22 protein-coding genes are annotated in these 21894 nt (G+C 72.6%); 7 read left to right on the top strand and 15 right to left on the bottom strand.

Annotated elements, in window-relative coordinates:
• Nucleotide 1 precedes the first annotated feature (1 nt).
• Nucleotides 2-574 (bottom strand): dihydrofolate reductase family protein, encoded by a 573-nt coding sequence (locus P696_RS0118285; protein ID WP_026413454.1) that lies wholly within the window; start codon nt 572-574, stop codon nt 2-4.
• Nucleotides 575-729: 155 nt separating this feature from the next.
• Between P696_RS0118285 and P696_RS0118280 the strand changes: the two genes are divergently transcribed.
• Nucleotides 730-954, top strand: a complete 225-nt coding sequence (locus tag P696_RS0118280; RefSeq protein WP_026413453.1) for a hypothetical protein — start codon at nt 730-732, stop codon at nt 952-954.
• Between the two features lie 108 nt (nt 955-1062).
• On the opposite strand, the gene P696_RS0118275 is transcribed toward P696_RS0118280, so the two are convergent.
• The 5 genes from P696_RS0118275 to P696_RS46465 all read right to left on the bottom strand — a co-directional run bounded on the left by P696_RS0118275 (nt 1063) and on the right by P696_RS46465 (nt 5855).
• Nucleotides 1063-1356, bottom strand: coding sequence for a GroES family chaperonin (locus P696_RS0118275; RefSeq protein WP_051467911.1), 294 nt, complete (start codon nt 1354-1356; stop codon nt 1063-1065).
• 70 nt (nt 1357-1426) lie between these two features.
• On the bottom strand, nt 1427-2350 hold the full coding sequence (locus P696_RS52620; RefSeq protein WP_051467849.1) for a M56 family metallopeptidase: 924 nt from the start codon (nt 2348-2350) through the stop codon (nt 1427-1429).
• Nucleotides 2351-2353: 3 nt separating this feature from the next.
• The gene (locus P696_RS46470) at nt 2354-2776 is read right to left on the bottom strand and encodes a BlaI/MecI/CopY family transcriptional regulator (protein WP_211245790.1); all 423 of its coding nucleotides are present in this window, start codon (nt 2774-2776) and stop codon (nt 2354-2356) included.
• Nucleotides 2777-2847: 71 nt separating this feature from the next.
• Nucleotides 2848-3873, bottom strand: a complete 1026-nt coding sequence (locus P696_RS0118260) for a C40 family peptidase (RefSeq protein ID WP_051467847.1) — start codon at nt 3871-3873, stop codon at nt 2848-2850.
• 314 nt (nt 3874-4187) lie between these two features.
• A complete protein-coding gene (locus P696_RS46465) occupies nt 4188-5855 on the bottom strand; it encodes a serine/threonine-protein kinase (RefSeq protein WP_051467846.1) in 1668 nt (555 codons plus the stop codon).
• A gap of 185 nt (nt 5856-6040) precedes the next feature.
• Between P696_RS46465 and P696_RS0118250 the strand changes: the two genes are divergently transcribed.
• The 3 genes from P696_RS0118250 (at nt 6041) to P696_RS46460 (ending at nt 9697) form a co-directional block, all read left to right on the top strand.
• Nucleotides 6041-7168, top strand: a complete 1128-nt coding sequence (locus tag P696_RS0118250; protein ID WP_084337736.1) for a serine hydrolase domain-containing protein — start codon at nt 6041-6043, stop codon at nt 7166-7168.
• A gap of 13 nt (nt 7169-7181) precedes the next feature.
• On the top strand, nt 7182-8654 hold the full coding sequence (locus P696_RS0118245; protein WP_026413449.1) for an alpha/beta fold hydrolase: 1473 nt from the start codon (nt 7182-7184) through the stop codon (nt 8652-8654).
• A gap of 95 nt (nt 8655-8749) precedes the next feature.
• Complete coding sequence (locus P696_RS46460; RefSeq protein WP_026413448.1) at nt 8750-9697, top strand: ADP-ribosylglycohydrolase family protein; 948 nt, start codon at nt 8750-8752, stop codon at nt 9695-9697.
• A 272-nt stretch (nt 9698-9969) separates the two neighbouring features.
• Here P696_RS46460 and P696_RS0118235 read toward each other — a convergent pair whose 3' ends face one another.
• Nucleotides 9970-10737, bottom strand: coding sequence for an MBL fold metallo-hydrolase (locus tag P696_RS0118235; RefSeq protein WP_026413447.1), 768 nt, complete (start codon nt 10735-10737; stop codon nt 9970-9972).
• A 116-nt stretch (nt 10738-10853) separates the two neighbouring features.
• Here P696_RS0118235 and P696_RS0118230 point away from each other — a divergent pair, with 116 nt between their 5' ends.
• Complete coding sequence (locus P696_RS0118230; RefSeq protein ID WP_026413446.1) at nt 10854-11207, top strand: YciI family protein; 354 nt, start codon at nt 10854-10856, stop codon at nt 11205-11207.
• A gap of 28 nt (nt 11208-11235) precedes the next feature.
• Nucleotides 11236-12513 carry an RNA polymerase sigma factor gene (locus P696_RS0118225; RefSeq protein ID WP_034485679.1) on the top strand — a complete coding sequence of 426 codons (1278 nt, stop codon included), beginning with the start codon at nt 11236-11238 and terminating at the stop codon, nt 12511-12513.
• 4 nt (nt 12514-12517) lie between these two features.
• Here the strand turns inward: P696_RS0118225 and P696_RS0118220 are convergent, their stop codons facing one another.
• Together P696_RS0118220 and P696_RS0118215 are read right to left on the bottom strand one after the other, a co-directional pair.
• Nucleotides 12518-14044, bottom strand: coding sequence for a CehA/McbA family metallohydrolase (locus P696_RS0118220; protein WP_026413444.1), 1527 nt, complete (start codon nt 14042-14044; stop codon nt 12518-12520).
• A gap of 119 nt (nt 14045-14163) precedes the next feature.
• Entirely contained in the window at nt 14164-15054 is an 891-nt protein-coding gene (locus P696_RS0118215; protein WP_026413443.1) for a LysR family transcriptional regulator, read from the bottom strand.
• A gap of 87 nt (nt 15055-15141) precedes the next feature.
• On the opposite strand from P696_RS0118215, the gene P696_RS0118210 reads away from it, so the two are divergent.
• Nucleotides 15142-15495 carry a DoxX family protein gene (locus P696_RS0118210; protein WP_026413442.1) on the top strand — a complete coding sequence of 118 codons (354 nt, stop codon included), beginning with the start codon at nt 15142-15144 and terminating at the stop codon, nt 15493-15495.
• Nucleotides 15496-15540: 45 nt separating this feature from the next.
• Here P696_RS0118210 and P696_RS0118205 read toward each other — a convergent pair whose 3' ends face one another.
• The 6 genes from P696_RS0118205 to P696_RS46450 all read right to left on the bottom strand — a co-directional run bounded on the left by P696_RS0118205 (nt 15541) and on the right by P696_RS46450 (nt 21289).
• On the bottom strand, nt 15541-16026 hold the full coding sequence (locus P696_RS0118205; protein WP_026413441.1) for a hypothetical protein: 486 nt from the start codon (nt 16024-16026) through the stop codon (nt 15541-15543).
• Nucleotides 16027-16129: 103 nt separating this feature from the next.
• Entirely contained in the window at nt 16130-17035 is a 906-nt protein-coding gene (locus P696_RS0118200; RefSeq protein ID WP_026413440.1) for an NAD-dependent epimerase/dehydratase family protein, read from the bottom strand.
• A 73-nt stretch (nt 17036-17108) separates the two neighbouring features.
• Nucleotides 17109-17858, bottom strand: coding sequence for a serine protease (locus tag P696_RS0118195; RefSeq protein ID WP_034485674.1), 750 nt, complete (start codon nt 17856-17858; stop codon nt 17109-17111).
• Between the two features lie 17 nt (nt 17859-17875).
• Nucleotides 17876-18826 carry a DMT family transporter gene (locus P696_RS46455; RefSeq protein ID WP_051467844.1) on the bottom strand — a complete coding sequence of 317 codons (951 nt, stop codon included), beginning with the start codon at nt 18824-18826 and terminating at the stop codon, nt 17876-17878.
• Between the two features lie 184 nt (nt 18827-19010).
• A complete protein-coding gene (locus tag P696_RS0118185) occupies nt 19011-19778 on the bottom strand; it encodes an SDR family NAD(P)-dependent oxidoreductase (RefSeq protein ID WP_026413438.1) in 768 nt (255 codons plus the stop codon).
• 2 nt (nt 19779-19780) lie between these two features.
• A complete protein-coding gene (locus P696_RS46450; protein WP_051467910.1) occupies nt 19781-21289 on the bottom strand; it encodes a flavin-containing monooxygenase in 1509 nt (502 codons plus the stop codon).
• Nucleotides 21290-21894 lie beyond the last annotated feature (605 nt).

The following is a 21894-nucleotide window of genomic DNA, read 5'->3' as shown; positions in this document are numbered from 1 at the left end:
GCTAGTGGACGACGTCGAAGACGTTCTTCTGCAGGCCGTTGGAGTAGGCCTCGTGCTCGACCAGCTTCAGGTGCTGGGCGTCCTTGTCGGTGGTGCTGAACAGGCGCTTGCCCGCGCCGAGCAGCACCGGGAAGACCAGCAGGTGGTAGCGGTCGATGAGGTGGGCGTCCGACAGGTCGCGGTTGAGCGAGGCGCTGCCGTGGACGATGATCGGGCCGCCCTCGGTCCGCTTGAGCTCGGCGACCTCCTCGAGCGAGCGCAGGATCGTGGTGTCGCCCCAGTCGTCGACCAGGTCGTCCTCGGTCATGGTGGTGGACACGACGTACTTCGGCAGGGTCTTGTACCGGGCGAACTCGGCCATCCCCGGCCAGACCTTGCTGAACGCCTCATAGCTGGTGCGTCCCATCATCATCGCGGCCGCCTCCTCCTGCTCCCGCCCCTTGATCTCGAACGCCTCCGGGACGAAGTCGACGCCCTTGAACGTCCAGCCGGAGTTGCGGTAGCCCTCCTCGCCGCCGGGCGAGTCCACCACGCCGTCGAGTGAGATGAAAGCGGTGCTGATCAGGGTGCGCATGAGATCTCCAAAGAGTCGCGCCGGTCGTATCGACGCCGGCCGGCCGAATCTAACGGGTCCCTCTGACGAAACCCCGGCCAGGCCCACCGACACGGTGAGTAGTTGATCTGAGACTATAAGTGCCCACTGTTGCCAGCTCTCGAGAGGGGCCGTCCATGCACCGATCCATCGCCCGCCCGTCACTGGTCGCGGCGCTCGCCGTCGCCGCACTCACCCTCACCGTCCCTGCCGCAAACGCCGCTCAGGGCGTCGCCGCCCCGTCCGACGTCACCGGCCAGCGGTGCGTCGACGGCGGTGGCGTGATCATGGGGGACGACCCGCTCCCGCTGGCCTGGTGCATCGGCGGAAAGTACAACGGCCAGAGGATCATCGGACACTGACCCCCGGCGGGACCGGGCCGGAAGCCTCGGCGTGCCCTCAGCAGGTCCTCAGCGGTCCTCGGCGTGCCTTCGGCCTCCGGCCCGGCGTCGCCGCGATCCTTCTCGGGATCAGAGGTAGAGGCCGGTGCCGTGCTCGGGGCGCTCGCTGGCGATGGCGTGCAGGTCGCGCTCGCGCATGACGAGGTAGTCCTCGCCCTGGATCTCGACGACGTACTGGTCCTCGGGGTGGAACAGGACGCGGTCGCCGACCTTGACGGTGCGGACGTGGTGGCCGACGCCGCAGACCTCGCCCCAGCTGAGCCGGTTGGACTGCTCCACGGTGGCGGGGATGACGATGCCGCCGGTGCTGCGGCGCTCCCCGCTCTCCTTCTCGACCCTGATCATGACACGGTCGTGGAGCATCTGGACTTCGAACTTGGCCTGGTCGGACACCCTCGGAAGATACCAGTAACAGGCGGTCCGTCCGCCCGCGTCAGCAGGTGGGAGGGATGGACGCGATGGTCAGCGCGACGGTGGTGAGGGGCGCGGCGACGGACACGACGGCGGCGATCCGGGCCAGCGGACGGGTGATCGAACGCGTGTCCGCGGCGGCGTCCAGGCGGTCCAGGCGGCGGGTGAGGGGACGGTCCCCGGCGGCGGCGAGGGTCCCGGACGGGCCGGGCAGCACGGCCAGGTTCTCCAGCGCGGACCGGACGGTCTCCGGGCCGTGCCGCCGGACGGCCGCGTCGTCGGCGGCCATCTCCAGCAGCAGCGGGACGGCCGTCATGGCCCGCCGGAAGGTCGGCAGCCACGGCAGCGCGGCATGGCTGAGGTCCAGCAGCATCAGCAGGGCGTGGTGGCGTTGCCGCAGGTGGGCACGCTCGTGCGCGAGGACGGCGGCCAGCTCGGCGGGCGCCAGCCGGGTGCGCGCCCCGCTGCTGATCACGATGGATCGGGCGCCCGCGGGCAGGCAGTAGGCGACCGGCAGGGGATGGTCGAGGAGCAGGACGTCGGGGTGCCGGTCGTCCGCGCGGGCGACGAGGCGCAGCATGCTGCGGTGCCTGCGGCGGCTCCGGACCGTCCGCCAGGCGCGCGGAACGCCGCGCGACAGCCGGACCGAGCACAGCACGGCGATCGCGCAGCTGCCGAGCCCGCCCCACAGCAGGCCGGGGTGGCTGTGCGGGGTGAGGCAGGTCGACAGCATCTCGGCGAAGCCGTGCCCGGCGGCGCCCGGCCAGAACAGCAGCAGCAGGACCAGGCCGAACAGGGACGCCCACAGGCCGAGGACGGCGCCCGTCCAGCACAGCACGGCGCTCGCCGGATGGTGGCGCGCGAACGACGCCCCGTCCAGGGACGCGCCCGCGCACCACCCGAGGGCGCCGACCAGGAAGACCAGCTGGACGCCGAGAACCAGCACCCGTCAGCCCCGCGCCTCGTCGGAACCGACGCCGGAACCGGACTCGGGACCGGCCTCGGGGCCGGTGGCGCGGGCGTTCAGGGCGTCCAGCATGCGGCGCGCGTCGGCCTCGGGGACGCTCTCGACCAGGCGGGCCAGTATGGCGCCCTGGTCGGGAGAGTCGGTGAGGGCGTCCAGCATCAGCGCGACGGTGAAGTCGTCGCGGCTCTGCGTCGGGGCGTAGCGGAACGCCTGGCCGTCCGGGACGCGGCGGAGCAGGCCCTTGCGGGTCAGCCGCTCGGCCACGGTCTGGACGGTGTTGTAGGCGAGCCGCCGCGCGGAGGTCGCGTTGAGCAGGTTGAGCATTTCGCGGACGCGCAGCGGTTCGTCCGCCGCCCACAGCGCGTCCATGACCGCCCGCTCCAGCGCGCCGCCGAGATCGCCCACGTGGCCCTCCTTGCCGTTCCCGCCCCCGCCATTGTCCCGCATGACGGGGGCGGGCGGTCCGGGCGGGACGGTCACGACAGCCGCACGCCCCCGGCGAACGGACGTCCGGCCATCGGGCTGATCTTGACGACGTCGCCGGTCTGCGGGGCGTGGACCATCTTCCCGTTGCCGACGTACATCCCCATGTGGTGCAGGTCGGAGTAGAAGAACACCAGGTCGCCCGGCTGGAGCTGCGACTCGGTCACGCGCGTGCCCGCGTTGAACTGCGCGCCGGTGTAGTGCGGCAGGTTGATGCCGACGCGCGCGTACGCGTACAGGGTCAGCCCGGAGCAGTCGAAGCCCTTGATGTTGGCGCCCTGCGCCACGCCGTAGCTCGGACCGGACGCGTTGCCCCCGCCCCACGAGTACGGGACGCCGAGCTGGGCCAGCGCGTACCGCAGCGCCTGCGCGCCCTTGCCCGACCCGGGCACGGACGGCGCGTTCCCCGGCTTCTTGCCGGTCTTCGGGGTCTGGGTGTCCAGCTGCCCCTTGGCCTTGTCGTACAGCTTGGCGGCGGCGTCGCGCTTCTTCGCCAGGTTCGCGCGGAGCGTCTCGACCTGCTTCTTGCGCTCCTGCGCCTGGAGCCGCGCCCGCCGCGCGCCCTGCACGGCCTGCATGAGGGCCGAGACGCGCGTGCCGTTCTGCGTGGCGAAGAACTTCAGCGTGGACGCCTGGTCGAGCAGCGACTGCGGGTCGGATGTGGCGAACATCCGTTGCGTCGGGTCGGTCTCGCCGTTGATGTAGGTGGTCGCGGCGACCCGGGCGATGTCCCGCCGGACGGCCTCCAGCGAGCGTTCCTGCTGCCGGGCGATGCCGTCCGCGACCTTGGCGGCGCGGCGCGTCTCGGCGAGTTTGACCTTCAGCCCGTTGTACTGCTCGGAGAGCTGTTCGAGCTGGTCGTGGAGCTTGTCGACGTCCGGCTTGGGCTTGGCCCTGGCCGGGGCGGCCTGCGCGGCCGGGACGGCCACGGGGGACGTCAGGGCGACGGCGGTGATCCCGAGGACGGCGAGCGTCCGATGTCGGGGGACCGGTCGTCGGACCGTGCTGGTGGAGCGCACGTACTCTCCCTTCGCGAGCCGCCGCTCGGGCGGCCGGGGGGTGCGGCTTGCGGACGGGCCCGGGCCCGCGCCCCCTCGGGGTGGCGGCGCGGTCCCGGGCCCTGTGGACTCCCGGCGCGCCCCTGGGGAAGGGCACGGCGGCGCCGGCGCGGCCCCCGGGACGACCCGGGCGCGGCGCTGACTCCTACGAAGCGTAGGAGTTCCGGCGAGCGAACGCCACTCAACCCCCACCAGTCCTACAAATCCGACTTGTCCCTTCGGTGGGGACGGCCCTCACGTGCGACGGCGGCGGCGCGGGCGGGAGCGGACGGCCATCACGGACGGCGGCGGCGGCGCGGGCGGGAGCGGACGGCGGCGAGCAGCTCCGCCGCCTGGAGGGTCGGCTCCGCCTGCGGCCCGAGCGTGTGCGCCGCGACCTGGTGGACGTACAGCGCCTGCGCCTCCGCGTCGGCGGTCTGCCCGAGGTTCAGCAGGATCCAGCCGATGAGCTGCCGCGTCTCGAGGGTGTCCTCGTGGTGCTCGCCGAGCGTCGCGACCCGCGCCGGGAGCAGCACCTGCGCCTGCGCCATCGCCTCCTGGTTCCGGTCGAGCATGTGCAGCGTCCACGCGAGGGTGCCGCGGGTCTCCAGCGTGGCCGGGTTTTGCGGGCCGAGCGCCGCCTCCCGGTCGGCGAGGACGCCCGCCGCGACCGGCAGCGCCTCGGCGTGCCGTCCGAGCATGAAGAGCGAGGTCGCGACCAGGTGCCAGCTCGCGAGCGTGTCCGGGTGCCGCTGCCCGAGGACGCGCGTCCGTCCCTGGGCGGCGGACGTCAGCAGGGGCAGCGCCTCCGGCTCCCGGTCGAGTTCGTAGAGCGTCCGGCCGAGCAGGTGCCGCGCCGCGAGCGACGCCGGATGCTCGGCCCCGAGGAGCCGCTCGCGCTCCCGGACGACGTGGTCGGCCAGCGCCAGCGCCAGCTCGGCCCGCCGCTGCTCCAGATGCTCGTTCGCCACCTGGAACTCCTGCTCCAGCGGGACGTTCCCGGGCACGGCCGCGTGCGGCGGAACCGGAGCCCCCGGCGGCACGGGCCCGGCAGGCGGAACGAGAGCTGCGGAGGCGGACGGCGAATCCGAAGCGGTCGGGGCTGATGCGGCCGGGGGAGTGGCGGGCGCGTCGTTCTTGAGGAGGGCTTCGAGGCGCTGCGCGACGGTGTCCGCGTCGGCAGGACGGTCGGCCGGGTCCTTCGCCAGGAGCTCCAGGACGAGCGCGTCCACGTCTTCGGGAACCCCAGGGTTCACTGCGCGCGGCCCGGACGGCTCGACGCTCAGGTGCGCGTTGATCAGAGCAGGGATGCCCTTGTCGGTCGGGAACGGCGGCTGCCCGCAGAGCATCTGGTGGAGCAGGCAGCCGAGCGCGTACAGGTCGGTGCGTCCGTCGATCTCGCCGGTGGAGATCTGCTCGGGCGCCATGAACACCGGGGATCCGACGACGGCGCTGCCGGTCAGGCCGGTCGCCGACTGCATGAACCGGGCGATGCCGAAGTCGCAGACCTTGATCCAGCCGCCGGTGGTGAGGAAGAGGTTGGCGGGCTTGATGTCGCGGTGCACGATGCCCCGCGCATGCGCGGCGGCGAGCGCCCCGGCGATCTGCGCGGCGTGCCCCAGCGCCTGCTCGACGGGCAGGCCGCCGGTGCGGCGGGCGAGGAAGCGCGCCAGGTCCTCGCCGTCCAGCAGCTCCATGACCAGGTAGAGCAGCTCGTCGTCCACGTCGATGTCGTGGACGACCGTGATGCCCGGATGCTGGAGCGCCGCCGCGAGCTGCGCCTCCCGCCGGAACCGCGCGACCATGTCCGGCCCCGCCTCGGACGCCGCGGGCAGCACCTTCACCGCGACCGGACGGTCCAGGCGCCGGTCGGACGCCCGCCAGACCTCGCCCATGCCGCCGCGTCCGATCCGCTCCTCCAGCAGGTACCGTCCACCCAGCTCGCGCCCCGCATGCACCCGCATCCCTCCCCACGTCCGAGCTTGTGATTGTGCCGTGGACGGCACGCCGACGGAGCGCCGGGTTCCACCTGTATCGTCCGTACATGGGCGCTGACCTGCGGATTCAAGAACCTTAGGGCCTTCCCCCAGGAGAAGTCGGGGGAAGGCCCCACTGCGCCGCCTCATCCGGCTGCATAGCGTCGAAAAGCATGAGAATCCCCCCACAGCTCACCCTTGGCGCGGCTCTTCTCGCGACGGTCCTGGCGCCGCTCCCGGCCCGGGCCGCACCCGCCGCGGCCGCCTGTCCGACCGACCACCCGGCGGTCCGGAAGGCGATCGACACGCTCACCTCGTCCGGGGAGGCGCCGGGCGTGGCCGTCCGGGTGGACGATCCGCGCTGCGGCTCGTGGTCCGCCGCGTCCGGAATGGCCGACCTCGCCACCGGACGTCCGATGGCCACCGGCGAACGCACCCGGATCGGCAGCATCACCAAGTCGTTCACCGCGACCGTCGTGCTCCAGCTCGCCGCCGAACACCGGCTGTCCCTGGACGACACCGTCGACCGCTGGCTTCCCGGCCTCGTCCGGACGCCGCGCTACGACGGACGGCGCGTCACGATCCGGTCCCTGCTGCAGCACACCAGCGGCCTGCCCGACTACACCGACGGCCTGTCCGGCGACATCCGCTGGCGGCACTTCGCCCCGGAGGAACTCGTCGCGCTCGCGCTGAGGATGGACCCGCCGGAGAAGCCCTGGAGCTACGCGTCCACCAACTACGTCCTCGCCGGGATGATCGTGCGGAAGGCGACCGGACGCAGCGTCGAGGACGAGACCGTCCGGCGCGTCCTGCGTCCCCTCGGCATGCGCGACACCTACTGGCCGGGCGACCGGACGTCCATCCGCGGCCCCCACCCGCGCGGCTACGTCCGCGACGAGAACGGCCGCTGGGCCGACCACACCGACCAGAACATGACGTTCGGCGGCGCGGCGGGCGCGCTCGTCTCCACGACACGCGACCTCGGCCGCTTCTACACCGCGCTGTTCGGCGGACGGCTGCTGCCCCCGCGTCAGCTCGCCGAGATGCGCAGCACCGTCGCCGCCGACCCCGACCGCATCTGGGCCGGAGCGCGTTATGGCCTCGGCCTGATCAAGACGCCGCTGACCTGCGGCGGAAGCTGGACGGGCCACGCGGGCGGCGTCCCGGGCTTCGGCACCGTCGCCGGGGTCGGCCCCGGCGGACGCGCCGTCGCCGTCTCCCTCAACGCCGACCCCGACAGCCTCCAGGCCCAGACCCACATGCTCGACGTCGTGCAGGCCGCCCTGTGCGACCGTCCCTGAGAGAGGAGCCCCCATGCGTGCTCTCCTGGCCCTCGGCGCGTCCGCCGCCATGCTCGTCCCGGCCGTTCCCGCCGCCGCGGCCCCGGCCGACCCGCTCGCCGCGTTCCACCACCAGAAACTCCGCTGGAACACCTGCAACATGAAGGAACTGGACGACGCGGGCGCGCGCTGCGCCGACGTGACCGTCCCGCTCGACTACGCGAACCCGCACGGCACGATCATCAAGGTCGCGATCTCCCGCCTGAAGGCGACCGGCCCCCGCCTCGGCGCCATGCTCATCAACGGCGGCGGACCGGGCCCCGCCATCGACATGCCGCCGTACATCCGCGACATCACCCCCAAGGCCGGACCGCGCTTCGACCTCATCGGCATGGACCCGCGCGGCCTCGGCCGCAGCGCCCCCGTCGACTGCGGCTGGCCCAGCGGCACCTGGATCCGCTCCGCGGGCGTCGACCGGCGCGACTTCGACGCGTCCGTGACGTTCGCCCGCACCCTCGCCCAGCGCTGCGTCACCAAGTACGGCTCCTTCCTGCCGCACATCTCCACCCGCAACATCGCCCGCGACATGGACGTCGTCCGCGCCGCCCTCGGCGAGAGGAAGATCTCCTACAACGGCGCGTCCTACGGCACCTACCTCGGCGCGGTCTACGCCGCCCTGTTCCCCGGACGCCTCGACCGCGCCGTCCTGGACAGCAACGTCGACCCGGACCGCTGGTCCCCACGCCTCCTCCAGGACACCGAGGAGGCCAACGAGCAGGCCCTCGCCCGCTGGGCCGACTGGGCGTCCCGCCGCGACACCTCCTACCACCTGGGCCGCACACGCGAGGACGTCCTGGCGACCGTCCGGAACACCGTCACGCGGGCCGGTCGCTCCCCGCTCCTCGTCGGCCCCTACCAGGTGGACGCCTCGACCGTCCCGACCGTCCTGTTCAACCTCCTGGCCGACGACCGCGACGAGCCCCGCGCAGCCCTCGCCGCGGCCGTCTCCGACCTGGACCGCGCGGCGCACGGCGTCCACGTCCCCTCGACGGGCGCCCTGGACGAGTCGCTGAAGTTCGTCCTCACCGGGACCGACTCCCTCTACGGCAGCGGCCAGTCCGCGATCATCTGCGGCGACGCCCCGGCCCCGCGCGACCCCGCGACGTACTGGCGCGACGTCCAGCGCCGCCGCGCCGCCCACCCGGTCTTCGGCCCGCTCGGCGAGAACATCAACCCGTGTGCCTTCTGGCCGTCCCCGCGCGAGTCCGCCACCAAGGTCAGGACGACCCTCCCGAGCCTCCTCATCGGCGCGACCGGCGACACCCGCACCGTCTACGCGGGAAGCCAGGCCCTCCACCGCGACCTGAACGGCTCCCGCCTCATCACCCTCAAAGCCGACGTCCACGCCCCCTACCAGGCCTCCTACGGCAACGCCTGCCTGACCAGAACCGTCGACACCTACCTCCTCACCAACCACCTCCCCACAACAGACACCACCTGCACCTGACACCACAACGGACGGTCGCCGTCGCGTCCCAGCACGACCCCGCGACGGCGACCGCCCACCCGACCACGAACCCCGGCCCCTCTACCCTGCTCCCCATGGATCGAACAGAACGTGCGGTCGCCACCGTTGTCGGCTCTGCGCTCGGCGACGCGCTGGGCGCGCCCTATGAGTTCGGTCCCGCTGACGCGTTCTCGCGACGCTTCCCGACCGGCGCGGGCGAAATGCGTCCGGGTGGAGGCTGGGACGAGGGCGAAGCGACCGACGACACTCAGATGGCCGTCCTTGTCGCGGAGTCGCTTCTCGAGCGTGGGGGATTCGATCCGCCGGACATGTTCGCGCGCTTCCAACGCTGGGCCGCGTCCGACCCGAAGGACATCGGCCTCCAGACCGAGGCCGTCCTGACCGGCGGCGACACCTGGGACATGGCGGCGGCCCTCCACTTCCAGACCAACGCGCGTGCAGCCGGGAACGGCGGGCTGATGCGCGCCGCACCCTCGGCGGTGTTCTTCGCCGCCGACGGACGCGCGGCCACCATGGACGCCGGACGCCGCATCACCGCGCTGACCCACGGGGACGGCGCGGCCTGGGAGGGCACCGCGATCCTCCACGAGCTCATCCGCGTCGCGCTGGACGGCGCGGATCCGCTCGACGCGATCCCCGACACATTGGCGCAGGTCAAGCCCGGCCACCAGGAGCGGTACGCGCGCGTTCTCGATCCCACCTGGCACCCGGACGACGCGACCGAGTTCAACGGCGCGGTGTGGCCCTGCCTCGGGTCCGCCGTGTGGGCGGTCCGCAACACCGGCGGGTTCGCGGACGCGCTGCGCGCGGCGATCGACCTCGGCGGCGACACCGACACCGTCGCGGCCGTGACCGGGGCGCTGGCCGGGGCGGTGCACGGCGTGACCGACGTCCCCGCGTCCTGGCTCGGTGTGCTGCACGTGCCGCTTCCCGGGTTCGGACGCGTCCTGCGTTACGAGGAGTTGTGCGAGCTCGCCGACAAGCTCGTGCACCCGCCCGGCCGGACGCCGCGGGCCGAATAGGGGGTATCGGCTGTCCGGTGCCTTGGCGGCACGGACGGACGGGCATAGTCTGCGATTACTGGCCGTAACGTACCCCCGATACGGGACGCGAGGCCGCCCTGCCACCCGGAGCATTCGAAGTGTCGCGGTCCCCGTTGGCCGCGGCGGGGTCGCCGCGGGGTGCATGCCCCCCAAGAGAAGCCGCCGGCTCCTACCCGCCCCAGGGACGGCGGCCACACTCCGCGGCGATCCGACCCCACGCCGCCGACCTCACGCCGGCGACCGCGCGTCCGCTAAACGGTGTGAACGCTCCGGGGAGCGGCGTAGTCGATCGGGCCGTCGTACCTGGTCGCGGCGTGGGCCACGGCCTCGGCCGAGGTGAGGGAGGGGCCGACGTGCGTGACGAGCAGCCGTCGGGCCCCCGCCACGCGAGCGGTGTCCCCGGCGTCCCCCGCCGTGTGGTGGACGCGCTCGTCCCCGTCGACCGGATCGGCGCTGTCGGCCTCGCAAAGCAGCAGGTCACAGCCCTTCGCGAGGTCGGTGAGCGCCGGGCAGGGGGCGCAGTCCCCCGAGTAGACGAGCGTCCGGCCCGCGGCTTCGGCGCGCAACGCGAAGGCCGGGAGGCCATGGGAGACGGCGCGGCTGGTGAGGACGAGGTCGCCGACGCGCGCCTGGTGGCCGTCGTGCAGTTCCTCGACCGCGAAGGCCGACTCGATCGGGCTGCGCCGGGACGAGTTGGTGAGGAAGCCCGCCAGCCGGTCCGCGATGCCGGACGGCCCGTAGAGCGGGATCGGGGCGTCGAGCCGGACGTCCGCGTGCAGCGCCCCGTAGTACGCCGTGAGGAGGTCGGCGGTGTGGTCGGCGTGCATGTGCGAGATCCAGATCGCGTCCAGCTCGTCCAGCTGGACGTGGCGGCGGAGTTCGGCGAGCGTCCCGGTCCCGGCGTCCACCCACACGCGGGTGGCGCCCGCGCTCAGCAGGTAGCCGGAGCAGGGGTTCCCGGGCGCCGGATACGGGGTCGCGGAGCCGAGAACGGTCAGGGTGAGGGCGTCGCCGGTCATCCGCGCAGGCTAGCCGGAAAATCTTGGAGGATGGTGTCCATTTCCGCGTCCCCCGACCGTGGAGGGGGTGTGCGGCGAGCGACGACCGCACGTCGACGACACGAGGGAGCACGACGATGAAGTACATGCTGATGATCTATGCGGGGGCCGTCGAGGCGGACGGGACGACCACCGAGGTCGGCGACTTCGACGCCTGGATGAGCTACGACAAGCAGGTCCGGGACGCGGGGATCATGGTCTCCGGGGAGTCGCTGGCCGACCTGGTCACCGCCACGACCGTCCGGGTGGACGAGACGGGCGTCCGCACCGTCACCGACGGGCCGTTCACCGAGGCCCGCGAGGTGCTCGGCGGCTTCTACGTGATCGACGTCCCGGACCTGGACGCCGCCCTCGACTGGGCCGCCCGCTGCCCCGGGTCCAGCGGCGACGGCGCGGTCGTGGTGCGCCCGGTCGCCGATTTCGGAGCCTGACCGTGACCGGCGGGCGGGAGGACGACGCGTGACCGGCGGGCGGGAGTCCGGCACGGACCTCCGGATCGAGGACGTGTTCCGGGAGGAGCACGGACGCCTGCTCGCCGCGCTCGCCCGCCGGTTCGGCGACCTGGACCTGGCCGAGGAGGCCGCCGCCGACGCGCTGGAGGCGGCGGTCGCCCGCTGGCCGGTCGACGGCGTCCCGCCGAACCCGGGCGGGTGGCTGATGACGACGGCGCGGCGGCGGGCGGTGGACCGGCTGCGCCGCGACCGGGCTCTCGCCGTCCGGCTGGCGATCCTGCGGGTGGAGGCCGAACGCGCGGAGACCTCCCCCGAGACGTCCCACGACAGGAACGACGACCTTCCGGACGAACGGCTCCGCCTGTTCTTCACCTGCGCGCACCCGGCCCTGCCCGCCGACGACCGCGTCGCGCTCACGCTGCGCTTCCTCGGCGGGCTTGGCACCCCCGAGGTGGCGCGGGCGTTCCTGGTGCCCGCCGAGACGATGGCGAAGCGCCTCACCCGCGCCAAGAAGAAGATCGCCGAGGCGCGGATCCCGTTCCGCGTCCCCGGCGCGGACGAGCTGCCGGGCCGCCTGCCCGTCGTCCTCCAGGCCCTCTATTCGATCTTCACCGAGGGCTACGCGGCCAGCTCCGGACCGGGCCTGCAACGCGTCGACCTGGCCGAGGAGGCCATCCGCCTCGCCCGGATCCTGCACACCCTCCTCCCCGGAGAGCGGCGGGAGACCGCGGGACTGCTGGCCCTGATGCTGCTCGTGCACGCGCGCCGCGCGACCCGCGTCGGCCCGGACGGCGCCCTCGCCCTCCTGGACGACCAGGACCGCGCCCGCTGGGACCGCGACGTGATCGACGAGGGCCGCGCCCTGACCGCCGCCGCCCTCACCGGCGGCCCGCCCGGCCCCTACGGCGTGCAGGCGGCCATCGCCGCGCTGCACGCCGAGGCGCCGGACGTGGCGTCCACCGACTGGCCGCAGATCGTCGCGCTCTACGACGTGCTGCAGGCCCTCACGCCGTCCCCGATCGTGGCGCTCAACCGCGCCGTCGCCGTCGCCATGCGGGACGGTCCCGATGCGGGGCTGGCACTGCTCGACGGTCTACGGAACGAGCCGAAACTCCGAGCGCACCACCCGTACCAGGCCGCCCGCGCCGACCTCCTGGATCGCCTAGGACGCCGCACCGAAGCGGCGTCCGCCTACCAAGCCGCATTGGAACTGGCCGGAACCGACCCCGAACGCGCCTACTTCCGCCGCCGCCTGGCCGCCCTGGAGGCGCAGCCCCGGGAGTAGGGCCCTACCGGACGTCGAGCCAGATCGGGTTCGTCAGCGCCACCATCGCCCCCGGCAACCCGTCCGAGCCCGCCGCGTGCCGGACCTCCGCGCGCACGTAAGCCGCATAGGACGGCGTGGTCTGCCACTCGAAAGTCCCCGCGCCCGAGTCCGGCACGGCGGTTCCGAACAGCGGCCCCTGGTCGGTCAGGAATCGGACCGTGCACCCCGTCCCGACTCCGGACACCTGCAACCGGACGGTCACCGGCGTGTCCGCGCGCGCCCTGAGCCGCTCCCCGATGCCCGCGCTCCGGCCGAGCCCGCCGCCCGACACCGTGAAGTCCAGCTGGACCTTCGAGGACTCGGCGATCCAGCTCCGTCCCGCGCGCAGCCCCGCGAGGATCGCCGGACGCGTCAGGTCGTCCGCGAGGACGACCGTCTGCGGCAGCCCGACGACCTGCGGCTCGCGGTGCGCGTCGCTGTTGCCCATCGCGGGCAGCCACCGGCCCCTGCCCCGCGCGGCGGCGACGAGCTGGTTGTCCCAGTCGCCGATCGACATCTCGTCGTCGGGGGAGTAGGTGTTGTTCCACACCTCCAACGCGTCCGCGTGGTCGTAGCCGTACTTCCAGAACGACCCGATGGACGTCCCGTGCGGGTGCGCCGGAACCACGATGCCGCCCGCCTGCCGGATCCGCCGCGCGTACTTCTCCCACTCCTCGTCGCGCGCGCGGTAACGCCAGTCGATGAACGTGCCCGGCTCGACGCCGATCGCCAGGACGTGCCCGTTCCGCGTCGTGACCTCCTCACCCGGCAGGATCAGCAGGTCGTCGCCCCACAGCCCGCCCCACGCGCCGTGCGCGGACGAGGTGTTGTGCTCGGTCGTGGTGATGAAGTCGAGCCCGGCGGCGCGCGCCGCGGCGGCGACCTCGGCGGGCGTCCGCTTCCCGTCCGAGTGGACGGTGTGCAGGTGGCAGTCGCCCCGGTACCAGGCGCGCCCCCGGCCCTTGGCCCGCGCGGGCGGGTACACCGGCCGCGCCGTCGCGCCCGCCGTCCCGTACCGCAGGGTGATCGTCACGTTGTAGTTCAGGCCCTGCGGCGCGACCGTGTACGGCCCGAGGACGATGTGCCAGGTCCCGGCGTTGACCGGGCCAGCGAGGTACCCGGGCGTCGCCTGCTCGGCGCTGATCGCGAACTCGGTGCGCGCCCCGCCCGACCAGCCGCGGAACCCGCGTCCGCCGAGCTCCTCGCCGCGCTCGTCGAAGACGCCGATGTCGCAGGCGTTCCCCTGCGTCCCGGACGGCACCGACGGCCGGTCGTAGGAGTAGGAGACCGCGATCTCCCGGACCCCGCGCGGCACCTCCACCGGCAGGTACACGTAGTCGGCCGCGCCGGTCGGCAGGTGCCCGCTGACCGTCCGCGTCACCTCCCCGGAACCGGGCGCGCCGCCCGGGCCCGCGCCTTCCGCGTCCGCGTTCGCGAACGTGACGGGGTCGAGCGTGAGCACCCCCGCGCCCGCGATCACCGAAAGCCTGAGAACGTCGCGACGCCGCATGCGTCCCTCCCACCGGATAGAGAACCGCCGGTCAGCGTCGTCCTCGCCGGTTACGCCCGCGCGACACGTTCGCGATCATCACATGGCGTCTGGACGAAACGCCGCCGCCGGACGCCGGGTCAGCCGGCGATGTCCACGCAGCACCGCACGAAGTCGCGCACGACCGGATCGTCCTCGGCGTCCGCGGGCCAGGCGACCCCGACCCGGCTGGGGGACACCCCTGTGACCTGCCGGTAGACGACCCCCGGACGCGCGTAGAACCGGGCGGCCGACTCCGGCGCGAGCGCGATCCCGTACCCGCTGGCGATCGCGTTCAGCCACTCGTCCGGCTGCACCGTGACCGCGCCCACCCGAGGCTCGCGTCCGTCGCGTTCGTCCGCCGCGAGCCAGAAGTCCCGCCACGCGCCGGTCTCCGCGGGGGCCGCGACGAACGGCTCGTCCCACAGCTCGTCGAACGCGATGACCTCCCGGTCCGCGAAGGGATGCGTGCTCGCCATCGCGACACACCGGGGCTCGGCGAACAGGTCGCGGACACGCCACGCGTCCTCGCCCGGGAACGGCCGCCGGACGAGCGCGACGTCCACCTCGCCGCCCGCGAGGCCCGCCGTCGGATCGCTCCACGGAGCCTGGTGCGCGTCGACGCGCCAGCCGGGCCGCCGCTCGGTGAACGCCGCGATGATCCGCTGCGTGGCCTCGTTCGCGCCGGACGCCATGAGCCCCACGCGCAGCACGTGGACGGCCCGCCGTCCCTCGGCCCGGGTCGCGAGCACCGCCCGGTCCCAGTCCGCGAGCAGCGCGGGGACGCGTCCGGCGAGCACCCGCCCGGCGTCGCTCAGCGCCATCCCCGTGTGCGACCGGACGAACAACCGCACGCCGAGGATCTCCTCCAGCCGCTTCATCCGCTTGGTCAGCGCGGGCTGCGACACCATCATCAGCTCGGCCGCGGCCGTCAGGTTGCCCTCCTCGGCGACCGTGGCGAAATGGCGCAGCAACCGCGAGTCGAAGTCCATTCCAGCAGGTTATAGCCGCAGGCATTGGACGGTTCGAAGGCCCGCGAGAAGGCTGGCGGACAGAACGTTTCCGCCAGGGGAGGGCCCATGTTCACCGTCTACGCGGCCGTAACCGTCATCGCGATCGCGGCCAACCTCGGGATCGTCGTCGCCGACTTCGCGCGCGCCCCGTCCGTCCTCGCCAACGCCGCCGAGGTGCGGATGCCGCCGCGTCTCCTCCCGGTCGTCGCCGTCCTCAAGGCCGCGGGCGCCGCCGGACTCCTGATCGGGCTCCTCGGCGCCCCCCGGCTCGGCACGGCGGCGGCACTCGGCCTGACCCTGTTCTTCGCCTGCGCCCTCGGCGCGCACGTCCGCGCACGCGTCTTCCACAACATCGCGTTCCCCGGCGCGTACTTCGCGGTAGCGGTCGCCGCGTTCGCCCTGAGCCTCACCCAGCTCTGAAAGACGAACCCGTTCCCTGGACGCAGGGCCCAGACCCCGCCCGGGTCAGACTTCGGCGCGGGTGGCGGTGAAGCGGAGGGTGAGGTCGACGGGGCTGCTCGCGGACGCGGCGTCCCGTGCGAGGGACGTCGAGATCTCGTAGGCGACCTCGTGGTCGTCGCCGTCGCCGCGGCCCGTCCAGCGGCCGAACGCCCGGTTCCGCCGGGCCAGGTCGAGCAGCGACCCGCTGAACACCGGGAACGGCATCAGCCCGCCCGCCTGCTCGAACACGCGGACGCGAACGTCCCGGGACGCACCGGCCGGGTCCGCGCACTCGACGCTCAGGGACACGACAGCGTCCTCCTCGGCCCGGTATCGGACGATCATGCTGTCCCGGTGGTACTCACCGGGCGCGAGCGCGTCCAGGCGAAGGTCGCTGACGATCTCCTCGCCGGGGCTCAGCGACAGCACGGGCGAGGACGGAACGGACGGAGAGGGGGAGGGGACGGGCGGGGCGATCGGGGACGGCACGGACGATGACTGAACGGTCATGGGGAGACTCCTCCGACACACTCTCTTTAGTTATGCTAACCAAAGCGAGCGCTCGAATATTCCCAGGTCAGCCCATGTGCAGCCGCGAAATCACCCGTCCACCTCAGCGTGCGTTCAACGCCTCCCAGGCGCTCCCCACGACCTCCGGGAGCCCGGACCGCTCGGGCTCCCAGCCAAGATCACGGCGGATCGCCGCCGCGTCGCACAGCAGCAGCGGAGGCTCCGGCGACGGCGGCCGGTGGACGACCGGAACGTCCCGTCCGGTCACGTTCTCGACCGTGCCGATCACCTCCGAGACCGACGCCCCGATCCCCGAACCGACGTTGTACGTGCGATGCGTCCCGGGCACCCCGGAGGTCAGCGCGAGCTCGTACGCGCGCGCGAGGTCGTCCACGTGCAGATACTCCCGGACGGCCCCGCCGTCGCCGTTCACCTCCAGGTGCGGAGCGTCCCCCTTGGCCACGGCGAGCGCGCGCGGGATCAACCGCGTCGGGTCGGGGTCGCCCCGCCCGTCCACCGAGCCGGACACGTTGAACGTCCTCAGCACCACCGCGCCGATCTGTCCCGTGGCCGCGTGGTACCGGACCGCGTCCTCAGCCGCCAGCTTGGACGTCCCGTAAGGACTGGACGGCGAAGCCGACTGCGACTCCGGAATGGGCTGGTTCTCAGGCGTCCCGTACACAGCCGCCGTGGACCCGTACACGACGGTAGGCGAGCCCTTAAGCGCATCAAGGAGATGCACCGTGCCCTGGACGTTCGCGGTGAAGAACCGCAGCGGCTCCGTGAACGACTCCCGCACGCGCGTGAGCGCGGCCAGATGGCACACCGCGTCGTACGTTTCGTCCAGGACGAGCGGCGCGAGCAGATCCCCGACGACGGGACGCACCCCTCCCGGCAACACCCTGTCGGGCGCGCGCACGAGCCCGTCCACCTGATGTCCGGCCGCCACCAGCCGACGCCCTACCGCGTACCCGACGTAACCCGCCGCCCCCGTAACCAACACGCGCATTGGCCAAGCATGACGAGCGAGACCTGGTCGGGCAACGTCACCGCCACCTGGCGTGTCACGCGGCGGAACCGCCCTAGACGCGCGAATAGACCCCGGGGTACCCGGAACGCGCGCACCCGTACGCCCACGAGGTCAACCCGACGACACGACCGTTCACCAGCAGCGGCCCACCACTGTCGAACTGACACGTGTCTCCCGCCGGAGATCCCGCGCACACCATGTCGGACGCGTCGAACGACGACCCGTAGGCCGCCGCACAAGCGGCGTCCCCGCGCAGCGGAACCGAGGCCGCGCGCAACCGCGTGTTGAACCAGTCCGACTCCGACGTCGTCCCCCACCCGACGACCTCGCCCGCGCGCGCGTCGCCCGCAGGTCCCGTCGCGACGGTCGGACGGTTCACGCGCCGCTTCAGCGTCAGCACGGCGACGTCGTGGTGCTCGACGTCCTCGCCCTTGAACTTCGTCTCCCTGTAGCGCGGATCGACCCAGACGCTCTTCACGTCCACCGCCTCCCCGTCCTTGTCCCGCAGGTCGCTCAGCCCGAACGTGACCCTCAGGACGCCGGGCAGGCTCCGCACGGACGCGACGCAGTGGGCGGCGGTCAGCACCTTGTCGGGCGCGGTGAGCGCGCCGCCGCAGAACTGCCCGGCGGGACGCAGGACGAAGAACGGCGAGCCGACGGACCCCAGCCACGGATACCGCGCGGCGGACACCTCCCGTCCGTGCACGACCGCCGAGGCGGACGCGACGGGCAGCAGGGCGGTGAGGGACGCGGCGGCTGCGGCGGTGAGGGCGGCACGGCGCAGGGGGGAGAGAGGAGCCATGCAGTGAATGTAGGAAATCACAGGACTTGTCGCACGGTGTTCCGTCCGTCCCGCAGCCCCTTGCCGTCCCGCCGCTCATGCCTCGGGAAGTTCAGCAGCGCCGCCAGCGCGACCACGAAACCGCCCGTGCGCAGCGCGAACGGCACCGGGTCGGACGGCCAGCCCTCGTGGTACAGCACCATGCTCGCCAGCACCAGATAGCCGCGGCCGATGACGGTCAGCACCGTCGCGATGATCGCCAGCCGGCACCGCTGCAACGCCACCTGCAACTGCCCCAGCGCCAGCGCCGCGAGCACGAGCGTCAGGTACGGATACGGCGTGTCCAGGACGGCCATGACGTCGCGCCCCGAGTCCTCGAACACCAGCGCCATGCCCCGGATGCCCGCCTCGGCCAGCCCGGCGCACGCGCCCGCCCCGATCCCGTACGCGACCCCGGCCAGCCGCCGCGCGTGCCGTCCGCCCGCCCGCCGGTCCCCGACCAGCCACACCAGCCCCGCGACCACCAGCGCCGGCACGGTCACCGCGACCATCGGCCACGGATCGGCGAGGGTGGGCCGCCACCCCCGGTCGGCCGACGCCGTCGACGCCCCCTCCCCGGCGGACAGCCCCACCAGCGCCGTCGCCACCACGAACAACGCCACGCTCGCCCACTCGCGCCCGCTCAGCCGCTCCCCGAGCACCCACACCGCGTAGACCACCAGCAGGACGAGACTGATCGCGAACACCGGCTGCGCCACCGCCAGCGGAAGCTCCTCGAACGCCACCACCTCGCCCGCCAGCCCCGCGAACAGCAGCAGCCCGCCGCCGAACCACACCGGATCGGTCAGCATCGTCCAGGCGACGTGGAACGGACGGCTGCCCCGCAGCGGCGGCATCCGCCCCGCCGCCGTCCGGAACACCACGAAGGCGACGTAGTACGTGCTGGTCGCGAGCAGGGCGAGCGCTGCGTATCCGAGGTCGTGGCCCATCGGCGGGACCTTTCGGGGGCGATGTGGCGGGGAGTTCCGGGTTGACACCATTCCGTGTCCGCCCGTTCCCTGACAATCCCCTCACGCGAATCACGGCGACATTCGTGTCATCCGACGACCGCCCTCAAGCGTCGTACCGTCCGCCCCGCGCCCGCCCGGCCTGCGAATCCCTACTGAGACGGGCTCAGTCCCACCTGCGCCCGGACCGCGAGAACCGTCCGACGAGCGACGCCGGGACGAACCGGCTCAGCCCCACGATCGCCTTGTACTGCGGGCTCGGGACGCTGACCTCGACCCCGCGCCGCAGATCCCGCAGCCCCTCGTCGACGACCCGGTCCTGGCCGAGCCACATGAACTCCGGAATCCCCGACATGTCCATCCCGGCGCGCTCGTGGAACTCGGTGTGCACGAACCCCGGGCACAGCGCCATGACCCGCACCCTCCCCGCGCCCGGACGCCCCGCGATCTCGGCCGCCGCGGCCTGCGAGAACGACACCACCCACGCCTTGGACGCGCCGTAGGTGCCCCGCGTCGCGAACGCCGCCACCGACGCCACGTTGACCACCCCGCCGCGCCCGCGCTCCAGCATCGGCGGCAGCGCCGCGTGCGTCAGCCGCAGCACCGCCTCGCAGTGCACCCTCAGCATGACCAGCTCGTCCTCGACCGGCACGTCCAGGAACGCGCCCCGGTTCCCGAACCCGGCGTTGTTGACGAGCAGGTCCACGCCCTCGCGCAGCCGTTCCTCGGCTCTGCCGATGCCCTCGTCCGTGGACAGGTCGGCGGGCAGCGCCTCCGCCCGCACGCCGTACCTGTCGTGCAGCTCGCGCGCGCACGCGTCCAGCCGCTTCGCGTCCCGGGCGAGCAGCACCAGGTCGAATCCGTCGGAGGCCAGGCGGCGGGCGAACGCCGCGCCCAGCCCCGCGGTGGCACCAGTGATCAGAGCAGTCGGCATGGTCAGGAGCCTAGGCCGTTCCGTCCCGCGAGCCCCGCCCGCAGCCCCTCCCGGGCACGCCCTCGCAGGAACTCACGCGGGTCCGGACGGCGTGTCGCACTCCGGTAGGCGAAGGTGAACCCCGGCCAGTTGTTCGCGATCCGCCCGTCCTCCGCCATGTACCAGCTCCGGCACCCGGCGTTCCAGACGGTGGCCCGCATCAGCTCCTGCATCCGCCGGTCGAACGCGTCCTGGACGTCCGGACGCACCTCGATCCAGTCCAGCCCCGCCCGCCGCATCGCCTCCACGCACCCGACCACGTACCGGAACTGCGACTCCAGCATGTAGATGATCGAGTTGTGCCCCAGGTTGGTGTACGGCCCGTACAGCAGGAACAGGTTCGGGAACCCGCTCACCGTGATCCCCAGATGCGCGGACGCCCCGCCGTCCCGCCACGCCCCGCCCAGCTCCCGCCCGTCCCGTCCGACGATCTTCATCGGCGCCAGGAAGTCCGTGGAGGCGAACCCCGTGGCGTACACGATCGCGTCCAGCTCCCGCGCGCGACCGTCCGCCGTGACCACCCCGTCCGCCGTGATCCGCGAAACGGCCTCCGTCACCAGCTCGACATGCGGCTCACCGAACGCGGGGTAGTAGTCGTCCGACAGCAGGATCCGCTTGCACCCCATCGGATGATCCGGCAGCAGCCGCTCCATCAGCCCCGCGTCCCGGACCTCGTCCCTCAGCCTCTTCCGGAACCGCCAGGCCATCAGCCCCATCAGCCTCGGATACTTCACGAACCCCAGCGCCCGTGACTCGAACTGCGTGTAGATCCGCGCCCGGCTCGCCGAGTACGCCCCCGGCACCGCCCGCAGGACGGCCTTCTCCCATCCCCGATAGGGACGGTCCGGCTTGGCGATCACATACGGCGCCGACCGCTGGAACACGTGCAGCCGCCCCGCCACCCTCGCCAGCTCCGGGACGATCTGGATCGCACTGGCCCCCGTCCCGATCACGGCGACCCGCTTCCCCCGCAGGTCCACCCCGTGATCCCACCGCGACGAATGGAACGCCGCGCCCGCGAACGAGTCACGCCCCTCGATCTCCGGCAGGGCGGCCCGGTTCAACTGCCCGCACGCCGAGACGAGCACCCGCGCGCTGACGACCCCGGACGAGGTGGACACCCGCCAGACGCATTCCGCCGCGTCCCACTCCGCCCCGGTCACCTCCGTCCCGAACCGGATCCGGGGGAGCACCTCGTACTTGCGCGCGCAGTGCCACAGGTACTCGAGGATCTCCTCCTGCGGCGGGAACCTCCGGCTCCAGTCCGTCTTCCGCTCGAACGAGAACGAGTACAGATGGGACGGCACGTCGCACGCCGCCCCCGGATAGGTGTTGTCCCGCCACGTCCCGCCGAGCCCGTCCGCCTTCTCCAGCACCACCAGGTCGTCCACGCCGGCCCGCCGCAGCCGGATCGCCATCCCGATCCCGCCGAACCCGCTGCCAATGATCACCACGTCGTGCGGAGCACCCATCGCCGCCACCCGAATCTCGTTCAGTCCGGACGCCTCCGAGCGTAATGAGCAACCGGTCACCTGACCAGGCGCCCGCCCGCCGCCCGGCCCTCCAAGACCAAGTTGCGGGCACCCCGACCCTCGGGTAATGTCCCTCCTCGCGCCTTGAGGGATGCAGGACGCCGCTGAGCGGTGGCCGGCCCGGTGTGCGCGACCATCAACGATCATGCGGATCCGATCCGTCGTGTCCGCGTGTCCTGATGGCTCCGGAAAAGCTCGATTTTGCGAATCGGTGCGGATCTGGTGAAATAGAAGTGCTGCAGGGAACGGCCGCGAAAGCGGGCGGGAACTGCGGAATCAGAATCGGCCGGGAATTGACAAGCCGGACGGAACTGATAAAGTAAGCGAGTCGCCACGGAGCGAAAGCCGCGGAAAACGCGGACGGAGCGCGTGGGTGTCCGTTTCTTGAGAACTCAACAGCGTGTTAAAAGCCAGTGCCTTTATAGATCAGGCCAATGTGTCTGATCACCCCGTGCTCTGAACCTTCACGGTTCGGGGTGGGGATTTCTTTGAGGCAAACAGTCTTCGGATTGTTTTGCTGGGATCTTCGGATCCTCCTTCGGGTT

It is taken from the genome of Actinomadura oligospora ATCC 43269 (assembly GCF_000518265.1).
GTDB classification, from domain to species: Bacteria; Actinomycetota; Actinomycetes; order Streptosporangiales; family Streptosporangiaceae; genus Spirillospora; species Spirillospora oligospora.
Note: the sequence above shows the minus strand (reverse complement) of the source record. Positions and strands in the feature narration are given on the sequence as shown.

Coding starts and splice junctions, on each gene's coding strand:
- P696_RS0118200 (WP_026413440.1), bottom strand. CDS start 17,035: ATGCGCGTGTTGGTTACGGGGGCGGCGGGTTACGTCGGGTACGCGGTA.
- P696_RS0118185 (WP_026413438.1), bottom strand. CDS start 19,778: ATGCCGACTGCTCTGATCACTGGTGCCACCGCGGGGCTGGGCGCGGCG.
- P696_RS0118215 (WP_026413443.1), bottom strand. CDS start 15,054: ATGGACTTCGACTCGCGGTTGCTGCGCCATTTCGCCACGGTCGCCGAG.
- P696_RS0118220 (WP_026413444.1), bottom strand. CDS start 14,044: ATGCGGCGTCGCGACGTTCTCAGGCTTTCGGTGATCGCGGGCGCGGGG.
- P696_RS46460 (WP_026413448.1), top strand. CDS start 8,750: ATGGATCGAACAGAACGTGCGGTCGCCACCGTTGTCGGCTCTGCGCTC.
- P696_RS46465 (WP_051467846.1), bottom strand. CDS start 5,855: ATGCGGGTGCATGCGGGGCGCGAGCTGGGTGGACGGTACCTGCTGGAG.
- P696_RS0118275 (WP_051467911.1), bottom strand. CDS start 1,356: ATGCTCCACGACCGTGTCATGATCAGGGTCGAGAAGGAGAGCGGGGAG.
- P696_RS46450 (WP_051467910.1), bottom strand. CDS start 21,289: ATGGGTGCTCCGCACGACGTGGTGATCATTGGCAGCGGGTTCGGCGGG.
- P696_RS0118235 (WP_026413447.1), bottom strand. CDS start 10,737: ATGACCGGCGACGCCCTCACCCTGACCGTTCTCGGCTCCGCGACCCCG.
- P696_RS0118230 (WP_026413446.1), top strand. CDS start 10,854: ATGAAGTACATGCTGATGATCTATGCGGGGGCCGTCGAGGCGGACGGG.
- P696_RS0118210 (WP_026413442.1), top strand. CDS start 15,142: ATGTTCACCGTCTACGCGGCCGTAACCGTCATCGCGATCGCGGCCAAC.
- P696_RS0118285 (WP_026413454.1), bottom strand. CDS start 574: ATGCGCACCCTGATCAGCACCGCTTTCATCTCACTCGACGGCGTGGTG.
- P696_RS0118195 (WP_034485674.1), bottom strand. CDS start 17,858: ATGGCTCCTCTCTCCCCCCTGCGCCGTGCCGCCCTCACCGCCGCAGCC.
- P696_RS0118280 (WP_026413453.1), top strand. CDS start 730: ATGCACCGATCCATCGCCCGCCCGTCACTGGTCGCGGCGCTCGCCGTC.
- P696_RS46455 (WP_051467844.1), bottom strand. CDS start 18,826: ATGGGCCACGACCTCGGATACGCAGCGCTCGCCCTGCTCGCGACCAGC.
- P696_RS0118205 (WP_026413441.1), bottom strand. CDS start 16,026: ATGACCGTTCAGTCATCGTCCGTGCCGTCCCCGATCGCCCCGCCCGTC.
- P696_RS0118245 (WP_026413449.1), top strand. CDS start 7,182: ATGCGTGCTCTCCTGGCCCTCGGCGCGTCCGCCGCCATGCTCGTCCCG.
- P696_RS0118250 (WP_084337736.1), top strand. CDS start 6,041: ATGAGAATCCCCCCACAGCTCACCCTTGGCGCGGCTCTTCTCGCGACG.